This window comes from Streptomyces sp. DG1A-41 (assembly GCF_037055355.1).
Classification (GTDB): Bacteria; Actinomycetota; Actinomycetes; order Streptomycetales; family Streptomycetaceae; genus Streptomyces.
In genome coordinates this window covers 1,990,447-2,003,434 of sequence record NZ_CP146350.1, presented here as the reverse complement: position 1 = coordinate 2,003,434, position 12,988 = coordinate 1,990,447, and the positions used below count along the sequence as shown (strand labels likewise).

The following is a 12,988-nucleotide window of genomic DNA, read 5'->3' as shown; positions in this document are numbered from 1 at the left end:
CTGCGCTGCGGGTGTGATGCCGGCGGTGGGGCGGTTGTCGTGTTGCAGTGTGATGCCGATGGTGGGTCGGCGGGCGCGTTGCTGGTGTGATGCAGTGGCGGGCTGCTGCCATGTTGTGGGGCGTGATGCAGGTGGGGGCCGGCCGCCGGTTGGAAGGCCGGTGGGGGGCCGGTCGCGAGTTGGGGAGTGAGGGCGGTGGCGGGCCGGTCGCTGTGTCTCGGGATGGTGCTGGTGGCGGGGTCGCCGCGGTGGGTCGGCGGCCGGTGCCGGGACGTACCGCCCGGCACGTGAGACGCCCCAGCACCGGTTCGCATCGACCGCCGTCCGCCGGTTAGGTTGCCCTCATGACCGACACGACTGCTCCTCGCACCACCGGCGCCGTGGCCGCCGGCCTCGCCACGGTCGCCGCCGACGGCACCGTCCTCGACACCTGGTTCCCTGCCCCTGAACTGGCCGCCGAGCCCGGCCCGTCCGGCACCGAGCGGCTCTCCGCCGAGCAGGCCGCCGAGCTGCTCGGCGGCGGCGCGACCGCGGCGATCGGCCCGGACGCCCGCCGGGGCGTCGAGGTGGTCGCGGTCCGCACGGTCATCGCCTCGCTCGACGAGAAGCCGATCGACGCGCACGACGTCTACCTGCGCCTGCACCTGCTCTCCCACCGCCTGGTCAAGCCGCACGGCCAGAGCCTGGATGGCATCTTCGGCTTCCTCGCCAACGTCGCCTGGACCTCGCTCGGCCCGGTCGCCGTCGACGACCTCGAGAAGGTCCGGCTGAACGCCCGCGCCGAGGGCCTGCACCTCCAGGTGACCTCCGTCGACAAGTTCCCGCGTATGACCGACTACGTGGCCCCCAAGGGCGTCCGCATCGCCGACGCCGACCGGGTCCGCCTCGGTGCGCACCTCGCCGAGGGCACCACCGTCATGCACGAGGGCTTCGTCAACTTCAACGCCGGCACGCTCGGCACGTCGATGGTCGAGGGCCGCATCTCCGCGGGCGTCGTGATCGGCGACGGCTCGGACATCGGCGGCGGCGCCTCGACCATGGGCACGCTGTCCGGCGGCGGCAACGTCATCATCTCCATCGGCGAGCGCTGCCTGATCGGCGCCGAGGCGGGCGTCGGTATCGCCCTCGGCGACGAGTGCGTCGTCGAGGCCGGCCTCTACGTCACCGCCGGCACCCGCGTCACGATGCCGGACGGACAGATCGTGAAGGCCCGCGAGCTGTCCGGCGCCTCCAACATCCTCTTCCGCCGCAACTCGGTCACGGGCGCGGTCGAGGCCCGGCCGAACAACGCGGTGTGGGGCGGCCTGAACGAGATTTTGCACAGCCACAACTGATCACCGGCGGCCGTGACCTGCGGCCACCTAAACGAACAGCGTCCTGACCTGCTGCTGAGCTGTCGGCAGTTGTCGGCGTTGGTCATCGTTGAGCGCCCTTCCACGGCCCGAGGACGGCCCGGGAGGGCGCTCGCGCGTGAACACCGCATTAGGAATTGAACAGGCCGCGCACGCGGACATCCTGAAGGCCATTGAGTGCTCTTTTCAGGGAGCGCTCGAATTGCTCAATCGGCCCTCCCCTATGGATCCAGCGCCAGGCTGGGTAGGCGATCAACCGAGCTGTCGAGAAACAGTAGTCTCGCCAGCACAGCTCCCACGAGTAGTTGTCAACCCCGAAGCGCTGGAGTGCTTTGTGATATCTCAACAACAAATCTCGCTCGCATTCCCGTCGCTGTTCGGTTCCGATTCGCAGTCCGAGGAGTTGTGCGACATCGGCAACGCCGGGGCCTATGCGCCAGAACTGCCAATCAATGCCAACGGTTTCCTGGCCCCCGTTCGTGCGGTGCAGAAAATTCCCGAAATGGACGTCGCCGTGCCTGATCGTCTGTGGTGCAGAATGCAGCATCTCCAGAAGGTGACGATAGTTGGAGATCAATTCCTCACAGGCTTTCCTGTCCTCGCGGCTCACGCTGTTTGCATGCTGGTCCAGCATTGTCTTGACGTTGGATGCGAAGCTGTCGGCGTGTCGGTCCAAATGCTCGTAAGTGAGCGGCTTGCCAACGCCCCGGCCAAGCCGCGGATCTTCCCACCAGGAAGCGTGCAGCTTGGCAAGCAGGTCGATAATTCCAACGCAATCCGCCGGACTCCGGGGCCGCGGAGCCGTGAAGTGAGTAAGCGAGAGATCTTCCAGAATGAGGTGATAGTGGACACCCTCCCTGGAATAGGCTCCACCGAAGAAAGAGGGAACGCGTATACGGGGAGTGGCAGGGGCAACTCGTCGATAGAAAAGGATTTCTTGCTTGGCGCGTTTTCGTGTGTGGCCTGAGGCATTTGATCCCGGCAATTTTACGATACAGCGTGATGGGGGGTTCCCGCTGTTATCAGAATAAGTTACTTGGAGGCGAACTAACTGCGCCTCTGTAGTCACCTTCCATGGTTCCACTCTTACGCTGCGGACCTTGGCGCACGAAGACCGTGCGTTGCGCCGAATTTCTTGCTGCAGCCATTCGGCCGTGATGTCTCTGATTGATTGCGGCGACCGAGGCAGCAGAGCGCCCATTATGTCCTCTCAAGGTATTTCAACCTGGCCGCAGCATCTGCTGGAGGCCTTCTCCGGGGATGTCGTATTCGTGCACTCTGCCGGGCCTTCTGGGGTGTCGCTCCCTCTATCCTTCGCCCTCTTCATAGCTTTCGAGGCTGTCGGACGAGACAGCATCGCCGTCACTGCTGCCGTCTCCAATATCGGGAGTGTCGGAAAATTCATCAGAATAGTCATCGGAATCGTCATCGGATTCTGTGACGAAAGACGAGTCGGTCTCTTCTGCGTCCTCACCCTCCTGGCCAATCGCGCCGTCGGCCGGTCCAGCAATGCCCATGAAGTTCACCTCCATTTACTCATTCCGAGAAGTGGCTGACTTGTATGTAGGTTTTTTCACTCGCGCTGATCGCGCAAGGCGAGATCTCCATCTGGGTGATCGCTGCATCGAGGGACGGGTTCGCCTGCCGGGTGCAGGGGTTCGGCGTAGCCGCATGATGCCTGGTTCGTGATCATCTGAGGCCGAGGAGTCGAGGGGGCGGCGAGGGGCGCGGGCGTTGCGGCGGAGGCCGGCCGCGATGTTCTTCACGCCGGCCGTGCGGAGGGCTGCGATGGCAAGGTTGCGCCAGGGGGCCATCGCACGGGGTGCGTTGCCGGTCCGCAGCTGGGAGGCGTCCTCGGCGAAGGTGGTGTCGCGCAGGTGATGCAGGGCCTCGGTCTTCCAATGGTCGCGGACGAGTTCGGCGAGCTGGGCCGCGGTGGCCTGCTCGGCGGTCAGATGGCAGGGCTCCGTCGTTCTCCTGATCGGCCGGGAAATGATCACGTGAGTCCGAGGGTTGCCAGCGGCCGGGCCATGTCCCGCCCGTGATGGCGCAGGCCTCGGCGATGTTGTCCCGCCCCGCCAGGCGGAGCGCGCCGATGGCCAGGTTCCGCAGGGAGGCCATCGCCCGTGGTGCACTGCCGGTCCGCACCCGCGAGGCATCTTCCCCGAACGTCATATCCCTGACGTGGTGCTCACGATTCTCTATTGCCCAGTGTCCGCGTATGCGTTCCGCCAGGTCAGCGGCTGTCGCCTGATGAGCCGTCAGGCTGGTGACCGCGTAGACGCGTTCGAGCGACACCTTGCCGGTGCGCACCGTGCGCCGCCGGCGGACGATCTGCAGTGCCTGGCCGGCGTGCGGGAACGGCAGCCGCGGCACGGTGACGGCCTTCAGGCGGCGGATCTCGTCGCGGCCGTGGGCGGCGGTGCGGGTGCGGTCCATCAGCGGCACCTCCTTCCAGGGAAGATCCTTCACCAGCGCGTGCAGGGTCGGGTGGTTGGCTTTGAGCACGGCGATGTAGTGCGCGTTTTTCTCCTCGACCAGGAACTTTGCGTGATCGGTCTGGGTCAGCAGTGCATCGAAAATCACCACCGCACCGGTCAGGTCAAGCGGGTCCAGCAGCGGTCGGAACGCGGTGATCTCAATGCTCTTGGCGTCGACCTCGCGCTGGGCCAGCACGATGCCGTCGCCGCGCAGCGCGGACAGCAGGTGGACGCAGCGGCCGTCGGCGCGGGTGGCGCCGCGCAGGGATTTGCCGTCCACCGCGATGGCCGCCCACACCGGGCGGGACGGCGGGTGTTCGTCCTGGTCGGCGGCGCGGCAGGTGTCCGCGCGGGCGGTGAGCCAGTCGCCGATCGCTGCGTCGAGCGCGTCGCCGTCGATGCGCTGCAGCACCCGGCGTACGGTCGCCTCGCTGGGCGCCCGGTAGGGCCGGTCCGGATCGCGCAGCGTGGCCCCGCAGCGGAGGAGGAGCTGGGCAGGGGCGTCGGCGGCCCACTCGGCGATTGCGGTGAGGGATTTCGCTCCGGCCAGGACTGCGCAGGCTGCCAGGGCCAGGACGTATGACAGCGGGTGGCGCCGGCCCCTCAGGCGGCGCGGGTCGGGCAGGCGGCGCAGCCGGTCCAGCAGGTCGGGCAGTTCATCGGGGCGGGCCGGGATCGGAACCGGCGAGTTGGCCCAGCCCGGCAGGGATGGGCGATGCTGACGCAGCAGGCACGGTCTTCCGTTGTGGTGATCAGCGAACTCGACACTCCATGATCACCGGGAGCCGTGCCTGCGCGCGTACCTGCCGGCCCATCACGACTGACCATCACGGCCAAGTTGCGGCATCAGGCCCATACCGGCTACGTCGGGCCGACCGCGAGAACGACGGAGCCCTGGCCCACGAGCTTGTGTGTGCAATTCCGCGGGTGTAGCTCGGCATGTGGGAATTGCACAACGATGGCCAGCCTCAATCAGAACGCGCCTTCGAAGCTCGCGCGGGATTGCAGGTCGACTGCCAGTCATGGCGGCAAGGTAGCGACTGGTACCGACAGCGGTGCCGGGTGCCTTGTGGCGAACGTGAGGTCGGTGGAGTCTTAATGACCGGGTCAACCCTTCGGGGTGCCAGTCCCTTCTTCCCAAGCCCACTCGTGACGGCAGTCGGCGCAGGAGCATGCGCGGCAGTGAGGGCGGTGGCGGCGACGGTTTCGGGGTGGCGCACGCCTCGTGCGGCGAGCCAGCGGGTCAGCCGAGCGTGGCCGCAGCGTCGTAGGGCAGCGGGGGTCTGATAGCCAGTGAGCAGGACCAGGGCGCCCCTGTGGTCGGCGTAGTCGAAGGCGGCTTCCAGGGCGGGGCTGATGCCGGTGAGCACGTCGTGGAGGCGATTGAGCAGCCGGGACCCGGTCGGCGATCAAGTCGGCGCGGTGGGTGGTGAGCAGAGCCAGGTCAGCCCCCTGACCTGGGAACGGCCCTGGACCTGGCGACGTATCACTACGGGGCGCGGTGCTGTTCGACAACCACCCGCCGAAGGGCGGCAAGGAACGTCACGTACCGCTGCCCGAGACAGTCTCCTTCGCGCTGGCGGCCCACATCACGAAGCACCAGCCGGTGGAGGTCACCCTGCCGTGGAAGAGCCCGGACGGCCCGCCCGTCACGGCCTCGCTGCTGTTCGTCAACGCTCGACGCCAATGGCTCCACCAATTCCGCTTCGACCGGTCTGTTTGGCGTCCGGCTCTCACTTCGGCCGGCATACCGCTCGGACGTGAGAACGGCATGCATGCCCTCCGCCACTTCTACGCCTCCGTGCTCCTGGACGCGGGGGAGAGCATCAAGGCCCTGAGCGAGTACCTGGGGCACCACGACCCGAGCTTCACGCTCCGCACGTACACGCACCTGATGCCGAACAGCGAGGCACGCACCCGGGCCGCCGTCGACCGGGCCTTCCGAACCCGGAGAGCACCGAGGACGGCCCCGAAACGGCCCCCGGGGCAAGCTGACCGCCTGACCTGCGATGCAATCAGAACAGCCACAACTGACCGGCGTCGGTCGTCGCCGAGCGCGATGAGTCGCCACGTACGGGTTACCCGGCGTGACCTCGTGGTGGTTTTTGCAGATGAACCGGTGGGCGCAGAGTCCGATGAACGGGCGGGCGCCGTGTCCGATCAGAAGCCGAACCGAAGAAACGAGGACCGGGGCATGAGGAACGAGCGGGGGCGGGCCGGGGCGCGCTGTCTGGCCGGGGCTGTCACGGCGCTGGTGGTGTGCTGGATCCCGGCGGGGACCGCGCACGCCGACGAAACCAACACGGGCTCGCACAACGGCCACCGGGTCGGGCTGCTCAACGTCAACGTCGGTCAGGTCGACGACCCGGCGGAGGACGTGCTCGAGCACACGCTGCTGTTCGGTGACGGGTACGCCTGGAACTGAGCCGGCACACCGAAGGGCCGGGGCCCGTACCGCACACACTTGCGGTACGGGCCCCGGCCCGTTTCTTGTGTCCGGCAGGTGGCATAGCGGGAGGCTCCCGTGCGCGTCACAAGGGGTACGGGGGCGGGCAGCGGGTCCGCCCCGGGGGAAAGCGAAGGTGACGATGGATGCCGAAGCGCAGGAGAGCTTCCGGGAATAAGTGGCGGACAGGTCGTCCGCGCTGCTGAAGACCGCGGTCCTGCTGAGCGGCGGCGACCGGCACGCGGGCGAGGACCTGCTCCAGAACACGCTGATCAAGGCGGCGGGCCGCTGGCACCGGATCGACGAACCCGAGGCGTACGTCCGGCAGTTTTCTACCGGCAGCAGGTCAGCCGCTGGCGGCTGAAGTGGCCGAGGCGCGAACTGAGCGTCGCCGAACCGCCGGAGACCGGCACCGCCCCGGACGGCTCCGGAGCGGCCGAGCTGCGTCTGTTGATGCGGGGCGCCGGCCCGGCTGACCGCGCGGCAGCGCACGGTACTGGTGCTGCTCCCCCACTCTCGGCTTCGCTCGAGCGGGGGGACCCCCATCTTCGAGGATCTGCCCGAGGCCGAGGTGGCCCGCATCCTGGGCTGCTCCGTGGGCACCGTACGGTCCGCCACCCATCGCTCCCTGGCCCGGCTGCGCGCCCTCGCGCCCGAGCCGGCCGCCCTGGCAGGCCGCCGCGGAACAGCGGCCGTCCCGTGACTACTCGCCCGTGGAGGTGCGTCAGTGAACGTCGACGAACGCGTGCGCGACGCGCTGCGCGACCAGGCCGACGGGCAGCCGCCCGCGGCACCTGGCTTCGCCGACCGGGTGCCGGCGGTCCGCCGGCGCCGACGCAGCCGCCGGCTCGCCTCCGCCGCCGCGGCGGCCGCCGCCGTGGTCGCCGTGGCCGTGGCCGTGCCGATGCTGGACTCCGGCAAGCAGGACGTACGTCCTTCGGGCGGCGTGGAGCAGACCAGCGTCACCGCCCGTCCGGACCAGTCGCCGCCGCGTGATGTGATCGCGGCCGGCCGGGTCGCCCTGGCCGCGTACTACACCTCCAGGAACGTCGAGCGGTCCGCCGACCGTGCCGTATCCGAACGCACGTACTGGCTGCTGAACCCCAAGACGAAGAAGTACGCGAAGGACGACCGGTGGTCGTACGTCGCCGTCGCCCCAGGGCTGGAGACCGCCGCCGCCCTGGAGGGGGACCTGCCCGTACGGCGCATCGGGCTGTGAGTGTGAGCGGTGGGCAGTCCGGGACTCAGGCCCTGGTCAGGTGGTGGTCAGGGTCTTGTGGAGCGACAGGAGTCCGTCGGTCGTCGTGTCGTCGGCGGGGCGCAGGGGAGCGCGGACCGGGCCGGAGGGGAGGTCCAGGGCGGTGAGGAGCGCCTTCGTCGTGACCGTGCCCGGGAGGCCTGCCGACATGATCGCCTCGATGAGGGGGGTGGCCTGCTGCTGGAGGCGGGCCGCCCGTGTCGTGTCGCCCGCGTCGAACGCGTCCAGGACGGCGCGCATCCGGTCCGGGACCACGTTCGACACCGTGCTGACGTAACCGGCGCCGCCCACCGCGTACAGGGCGAGGTTGTGCTCGTCGCAGCCCGCGTAGTACGCCAGGTCCGTGCGGGCCAGCACCTTCTGTGCGGCCAGGAAGTCGTAGGAGCAGTCCTTGACCGCGACGATCCTGGGGTGCGCGGAGAGGCGGAGGATCGTCTCCGGTTCGACTCGGATGCCGGTGCGGTTCGGGATGTCGTAGAGCATGAGCGGGAGCTCACTGGCGTCGGCGATCTCGCGGAAGTGCGCCTCGATCGCGTCCTGCGGGGGCCTGCTGTAGTACGGAGCCACCACCAACAGGCCGTCCGCGCCTGCCTTTTCGGCCTCCCTGGCCAGGTCGACGGTGTGGCGGGTGTCGGGCGTGCCGATGCCCGCGACGATCGACGCCCGGTCGGCCACGGCCTCGCGGACGGCCGCGATCAGGGCCGACTTCTCGGCGTCCGTGGTGGTCGGTGACTCGCCCGTCGTGCCGGACAGGACGAGGCCGTCGCAGCCCTGTGCGATCAGGTGGGCGGCGAGGCGTTGGGCACCGTCGAGGTCCAGTGCTCCGGACGTCGTGAACGGGGTGATCATGGCGCACAGGGAGCGGCCGAAGGGAGTCGTCATGTGAGTAGTGTCGGCAGCGTGACTGTGTAGCTCTAGTTAATTTTCTTACCTGGTACTCGTAAGGGACGCTTCGCGGTTGATCGGGTGGAGTCCGGGTGGAGTGCAGCGTGGTTGCCGATGGAGTGCCCTGTGCCCAAACCAACGTCCGACGGAGCCGCCGACCGGAGACAGGATCGCCCACCCGGTGCTGTCCCATGACGGCACCCGGGCCGGGTCCACCGGTGTGTCGCTGGGGTCGCGCTGCCGTACGGGGTGGCGGCGGGAGGCGTCGTGCGCGTACGGGCTGCGGCACCGGGCACCGCATCCGCGCCGGGGGACGGGTTGCGGGTCGTGGCCGGGGGTGGTAGGGCCCCGGCGGGGGCGGAGGGGCCCGGAGGGATGGGAGTGCCCGAACTTTCGCGGAGGCCGCGCTGTTGCAGGCGCGGCTCGACTGGTTCCAGGCTCAGCTGGCGCGGCTCGGTGAGCGTGGCGGGGGTGGGGCGACGGCAGGACAGCCGAGCGGGAGGGCGGCGGCGAGGGCGGATGAGGGCTGGCCGGAGGGGCGGCAAGGCCGGGCTGTTCGGGTCGTGGCCGGGCCGGGATGCGGAGAGGGGCAGCCGCCGGGACGCGGGGGTGGGGTAGCCGGGGGATGGGCCGGGTACTCGGGGGTTCCTACTTCGAGAGGAGGCGGAACACCGTGACCGGGACCATCGATCATCGGGCCGTGCACGACGAGCGCCACTCCGTGGGCGAACTCGTCTCACAGGCCGCGGAGCAGGCCTCCCGGCTCGTGCGGCAGGAACTGGCTCTCGCCAAGGAAGAGCTGGCCGAGAAGGGGCGGCGTGCGGGGCGTGGCGGTGGGCTGCTCGGTGCGGCGGGTGCCGTCGCCTACGCCGGGCTGCTCGCGCTGTCCGGGACGGGGGTCGCCGCCCTCTCGCTGGTGCTGCCCGTCTGGGCCGCGGCGCTCATCGTGACGGGCGTGCTGTTCGTGATCGCGGCCGTGCTGGCCGCTGCCGGCCGGGGGCAGTTGCGCCGGGCCACGCCTCCTACGCCTGAGGAGGCTCTCGGCAGTGTCAGGGCCGACGTGGAGGAGATCAGGGAAAGGGCACATCGATGACGGACGCGACGGGCGGGGCCAAGGGGCCCGATGAGCTGCGGCAGCAGATCCAGCGGACCCGTAGTGAACTCGGCAACACGGTGGAGGAGTTGGCGGGGAAGGCGGATGTGAAGGGGCGTGCGCGGGCGCGGGCGGCCGATCTGCGGGACAAGGCCGGCGCGATGACGGTGCAGTTGCGGAGCAGCGCCGCGCAGGCCGGGCATACGGTGCACGACAAGGCGACGCATGCGGGGCCTCGGCCGGTCCGCGGTGCCGTCCGGGCCGGGATGCGGCATCCGGGGCCGGTGCTGGTCGCCGGGGCGGCTGCGGGGGCCGCGGTGGTGGCCGTCGAGGTGCTGCGGCGGCGGCAGCAGGCGCATCACTGGCCTCGCGGGCGTCATTGGACTCCTCGCGGGCGTCAATGGCCTCTCTGGCATCGCTGAGCGGGTGGGGCTGCGGTCGTTCGTGCCTGCGCGGTGGTCGTGGGTCGGGGCCGCGCCGGGGGTGTCCGTCCTCGGAAACGGCGTGATGGGCTCGGACACCGACCAACTGGCGTTGACGCGCCAACCGCTGCGGGCGGACACCCCCCCGGCACGTCCCCTTCCGTGCGTGCGAGGGTGCGGGCGCGTCTCGGCCCGGGGTGTGGCCTCCCGCTCAGCCGCCGCAGGCCGCCGCGCCGCGGGCCGCCGGTCAGCACCGACGTTGAGCACCTGGTAAGCGCCGGGCCCTGCGACAACACCCCACGCTTGACCTCAAGTTCGGTCGAGGTTGAAGGGTGGGGTGCGCAGGCAACCGGCGCATACGACTGGAGTGTTCAATGACCCGTCGAACCGAGCGGCACCCCGACCTCACCGACCCCCGGATCGGTGCTCCCTTCTTCAGCACCTGGCGGGTCGGCACCCCCGAGCGGCAACGGCAGACCGTGGAGGCGATCGGGCGGACATGGGAGCGGCGGCCGTGGCCCGTTGGCGATCTGCTGGCGTACCACGTGTACGCGGGGCACGACGGGTCCACGCTGATGCACCACTCCCAGTGGAGCGACGAGCGGGGATACGAGGCCTTCGTCACAGCTCATCGGCAGGAACGGGTCGAAGAGATCGACACCGCCGTGCCGGGGATCGAGAGGGTGGGGCTCGGGCGGTACGGGCGCTACCGCAGCCGCGAGCGAGCCGTCGGGGACGTGCGGGTGCCGGGGCTGATCGTCACCGTGCGGATCGACTTCGAGGAAGGCGCCGGGGAGCGGCGGGAGGAGTGGGTCGATCTCGTGCTCAAGGCCGTGGGGGACGATCCGGAAAGGGACGCCGGGTTGATCTCCGCTCATTTCCATCTGAGTACCGATGGCGGGCACGTGCTGAACTACGCCGAGTGGGAGAGCGGCCAGGCCTATGACGAGGCCTTGGCGGCGCCGGCGACCGACACGTGGGAGCGGGTGCGCACGTATCCGGTGGTGAAGACGGTGAGCGGGAGCCGGTACCGGCATGCCCTGGGGCTCGTGCCCGGGTGAGTCGCCGTGCCGTGGGGCAGACTGGACGCCTTGGTCCAGCCGGCCCCGGGCCGAGGGTTTACGGGCGGAAGCGCAGGACCTGCGGGTCGTGGTCGCTGATCTGGTCGTTGAACTCCGCGTTGACGTGCACGCTGTCGTACTCGAAGTCGCACTCGCGGCGGATCGACGGGCTGATCAGGATCTGGTCGAGGATCTGGCTGTTGCCCTGGTAGACGTACGAGTAACGCTCGTTCCTGGGCAGCGACTTGATCGCCGACCAGAGTTCGCCCCGGCCCTCGAGGATCCTGGTGGTGCCGGAGAACTCGAAGTCGTTGATGTCGCCCAGGGCGATGACGTCCGCGCTCTTCTGGGTGTCGAGGATGTCCTTGACGAAGGTGTTCACCAGCGCGGCCTGCTGGTGGCGCTGCGTCTCGGAGCTGCGCGCCGGCGGCTGGTACTGGGAGGTCAGGCCCTGGTCGCCGCCCTTGGAGTTGAAGTGGTTGGCGATCACGAAGACCGTGCGGCCGCGGAAGACGAACTCGCCGGCCAGCGGCTTGCGGCTGTTCTTCCAGGCCTCGTCGGCGGGGGCGACGCGGCCGGGGCTGAGCGTCAGGTGCGCCTTGCCACGGATCTTCGTCACGCCGGTCGCGGTCGTGGCGTCGCCGCCCGCGCGGTCGGTGAAGGAGACCCGCTCCGGGTTGAACAGGAACGCCTGGCGGATGTTGCCGCCGGGCTCGCCGCCGTCGGCGTCGTCGGCCGGGTCGATCGAGCGCCAGTCGTACGTCGGGCCGCCGGCCGCGACGATCGCGTCGATCAGCTTGGCGATGGTCTGGTCGGCGGCGACCGTACCGTCGTTCTTCGCGCCGTTGTTGTCCTGGATCTCCTCCAGGGACACGATGTCCGGCGACTTCAGGTTGTTCACGATCGCGGAGGCGTGCTCGGCGAAGGTGTCGTCGGTCGGGTCGAGGTTCTCGACGTTGTAGGTGGCGACCGCGAGTTCCGAGGAGCGCTGCTCGCGCGTCGTCTCGCGCTGCAGGCCCGCTGACCTGAGCGTGCCGAGCTCGCTCGCGACCAGGGTGTAGCCGCCGAACTGGTTGTAGTCCAGCGGGCCCGCCGTGGTGCCGGCGAGGGTGTCGCCGACGTTCGCCTTCGGGAAGTCGGTTGTCGAGCCGAGGGACTGGATCTGGAGACGGCCGGTGTTCTGGGCGTCGTAGGAGCCGTAGACCGTGCCGCCGTTGCGGCTGCGGTTCTCGCGCGGCTTCACCGTCACCCAGAGTTCGGTGTACGGGTCGGTGGCGCCCACGACACGGGTGTCGGTGACGCGGACGGTCATGCCCTCCAGTGCCTCGTAGTGGTCCAGGGCGTACGTCGAGGGCTTGAGGGGGAGGGCGTTGATCGAGCCGTTCGCCGTGGTGTCGCCGGCCGGCGCGTAGGCGGCGGGGACCGACCTCGCGTCGATCGTCGTGGCGGCGGGGAGCCGGTTGCCGCTGGAGACGACCGTGGTCGTCGGCTTGGTGATCTCCGTCAGGGACTGGTTTCCGGAGGTGGTGCCGCCGGGGACGTACTCCGAGACCGTGCCGCTGACCGTGACGGAGTCGCCGACGGCGACCCCCTTCGGCGTCGAGCCGGTGAAGACGAAGACGCCCTCGCTGGTCGCCGGGTCGGCGTCCGGGTTCGGGTCCTGGATCCAGAAGCCGCGGGACGAGCCGTAGGTCCGGATGCCGGTGACGATTCCGGTCACGTCCGTGACCTGCTTGCCTGCGAACGGCGATATCCGGGTGCTGCCCTGGATGTCATGGATGCGGACCGAGTCCGCGTGTGCGGGGGCGCTGAGGACGATCGTGGATGCCGCGGAACACACGGCGGCGACGGTGAGCGCGGCGAGGCGCGCGGACGAGTTGCTCGGCAACGGGGTTCCCTCCGGGGACGTGACAGGCGCCGGGACGAGGGTGGTGCGTGGACTGTCCGCCGCTACCTGTGGGGCGGGCGGTGTGACGCGCGTAGTCGGCGGC

10 protein-coding genes and 5 pseudogenes are annotated in these 12,988 nt (G+C 69.6%); 10 read left to right on the top strand and 5 right to left on the bottom strand.

The annotated features are described in order from the left end of the window. Positions 1–344 precede the first annotated feature (344 nt). Together dapD and V8690_RS09415 are read left to right on the top strand one after the other, a co-directional pair. Positions 345–1,334, top strand: coding sequence for a 2,3,4,5-tetrahydropyridine-2,6-dicarboxylate N-succinyltransferase (gene dapD / locus V8690_RS09420; protein ID WP_338777253.1), 990 nt, complete (start codon positions 345–347; stop codon positions 1,332–1,334). A 136-nt stretch (positions 1,335–1,470) separates the two neighbouring features. Beyond that, complete coding sequence (locus tag V8690_RS09415) at positions 1,471–2,319, top strand: hypothetical protein (RefSeq protein WP_338777252.1); 849 nt, start codon at positions 1,471–1,473, stop codon at positions 2,317–2,319. A 340-nt stretch (positions 2,320–2,659) separates the two neighbouring features. Here the strand turns inward: V8690_RS09415 and V8690_RS09410 are convergent, their stop codons facing one another. From V8690_RS09410 to V8690_RS09400, 3 genes and pseudogenes are all read right to left on the bottom strand, one after another. Next, positions 2,660–2,884, bottom strand: coding sequence for a hypothetical protein (locus tag V8690_RS09410; protein WP_338777250.1), 225 nt, complete (start codon positions 2,882–2,884; stop codon positions 2,660–2,662). Between the two features lie 157 nt (positions 2,885–3,041). Continuing rightward, positions 3,042–4,418 (bottom strand): ISAs1 family transposase, encoded by a 1,377-nt coding sequence (locus V8690_RS09405; protein WP_338785298.1) that lies wholly within the window; start codon positions 4,416–4,418, stop codon positions 3,042–3,044. 589 nt (positions 4,419–5,007) lie between these two features. Then, positions 5,008–5,281: pseudogene (locus V8690_RS09400) on the bottom strand (IS110 family transposase); the annotation flags it as partial. 52 nt (positions 5,282–5,333) lie between these two features. On the opposite strand from V8690_RS09400, the pseudogene V8690_RS09395 reads away from it, so the two are divergent. The 4 genes and pseudogenes from V8690_RS09395 to V8690_RS09380 all read left to right on the top strand — a co-directional run. Then, a pseudogene (locus V8690_RS09395) lies at positions 5,334–5,669 on the top strand (site-specific integrase); the annotation flags it as partial. A gap of 357 nt (positions 5,670–6,026) precedes the next feature. Continuing rightward, positions 6,027–6,257 carry a hypothetical protein gene (locus V8690_RS09390; RefSeq protein WP_338785296.1) on the top strand — a complete coding sequence of 77 codons (231 nt, stop codon included), beginning with the start codon at positions 6,027–6,029 and terminating at the stop codon, positions 6,255–6,257. A gap of 199 nt (positions 6,258–6,456) precedes the next feature. After that, positions 6,457–7,009, top strand: a pseudogene (locus V8690_RS09385) (SigE family RNA polymerase sigma factor). Then, a pseudogene (locus tag V8690_RS09380) lies at positions 7,006–7,494 on the top strand (WD40 repeat domain-containing protein); the annotation flags it as partial. The pseudogenes V8690_RS09385 and V8690_RS09380, both read left to right, overlap by 4 nt. A gap of 39 nt (positions 7,495–7,533) precedes the next feature. On the opposite strand, the gene dapA reads toward V8690_RS09380, so the two are convergent. After that, positions 7,534–8,418, bottom strand: a complete 885-nt coding sequence (dapA, locus tag V8690_RS09375; protein ID WP_338777248.1) for a 4-hydroxy-tetrahydrodipicolinate synthase — start codon at positions 8,416–8,418, stop codon at positions 7,534–7,536. Between the two features lie 127 nt (positions 8,419–8,545). Here dapA and V8690_RS09370 point away from each other — a divergent pair. The 4 genes and pseudogenes from V8690_RS09370 to V8690_RS09355 all read left to right on the top strand — a co-directional run. Then, a pseudogene (locus tag V8690_RS09370) lies at positions 8,546–8,894 on the top strand (hypothetical protein); the annotation flags it as partial. Positions 8,895–9,094: 200 nt separating this feature from the next. Then, entirely contained in the window at positions 9,095–9,514 is a 420-nt protein-coding gene (locus V8690_RS09365) for a phage holin family protein (RefSeq protein WP_338777247.1), read from the top strand. After that, on the top strand, positions 9,511–9,936 hold the full coding sequence (locus V8690_RS09360; protein ID WP_338777245.1) for a DUF3618 domain-containing protein: 426 nt from the start codon (positions 9,511–9,513) through the stop codon (positions 9,934–9,936). The genes V8690_RS09365 and V8690_RS09360 overlap by 4 nt, the downstream gene beginning before the upstream one ends. A 374-nt stretch (positions 9,937–10,310) precedes the next feature. Then, on the top strand, positions 10,311–10,997 hold the full coding sequence (locus V8690_RS09355; RefSeq protein WP_338777243.1) for an antibiotic biosynthesis monooxygenase: 687 nt from the start codon (positions 10,311–10,313) through the stop codon (positions 10,995–10,997). Between the two features lie 58 nt (positions 10,998–11,055). Here the strand turns inward: V8690_RS09355 and V8690_RS09350 are convergent, their stop codons facing one another. Beyond that, positions 11,056–12,885 (bottom strand): endonuclease/exonuclease/phosphatase family protein, encoded by a 1,830-nt coding sequence (locus tag V8690_RS09350; RefSeq protein WP_338777242.1) that lies wholly within the window; start codon positions 12,883–12,885, stop codon positions 11,056–11,058. Between the last annotated feature and the right edge of the window lie 103 nt (positions 12,886–12,988).

What these genes read in the sequence shown, in the direction of transcription:
- dapD (WP_338777253.1), top strand. Translation starts at nt 345, where the DNA reads ATGACCGACACGACTGCTCCTCGCACCACCGGCGCCGTGGCCGCCGGC.
- V8690_RS09410 (WP_338777250.1), bottom strand. Translation starts at nt 2,884, where the DNA reads ATGGAGGTGAACTTCATGGGCATTGCTGGACCGGCCGACGGCGCGATT.
- V8690_RS09390 (WP_338785296.1), top strand. Translation starts at nt 6,027, where the DNA reads ATGAGGAACGAGCGGGGGCGGGCCGGGGCGCGCTGTCTGGCCGGGGCT.
- dapA (WP_338777248.1), bottom strand. Translation starts at nt 8,418, where the DNA reads ATGACGACTCCCTTCGGCCGCTCCCTGTGCGCCATGATCACCCCGTTC.
- V8690_RS09360 (WP_338777245.1), top strand. Translation starts at nt 9,511, where the DNA reads ATGACGGACGCGACGGGCGGGGCCAAGGGGCCCGATGAGCTGCGGCAG.
- V8690_RS09355 (WP_338777243.1), top strand. Translation starts at nt 10,311, where the DNA reads ATGACCCGTCGAACCGAGCGGCACCCCGACCTCACCGACCCCCGGATC.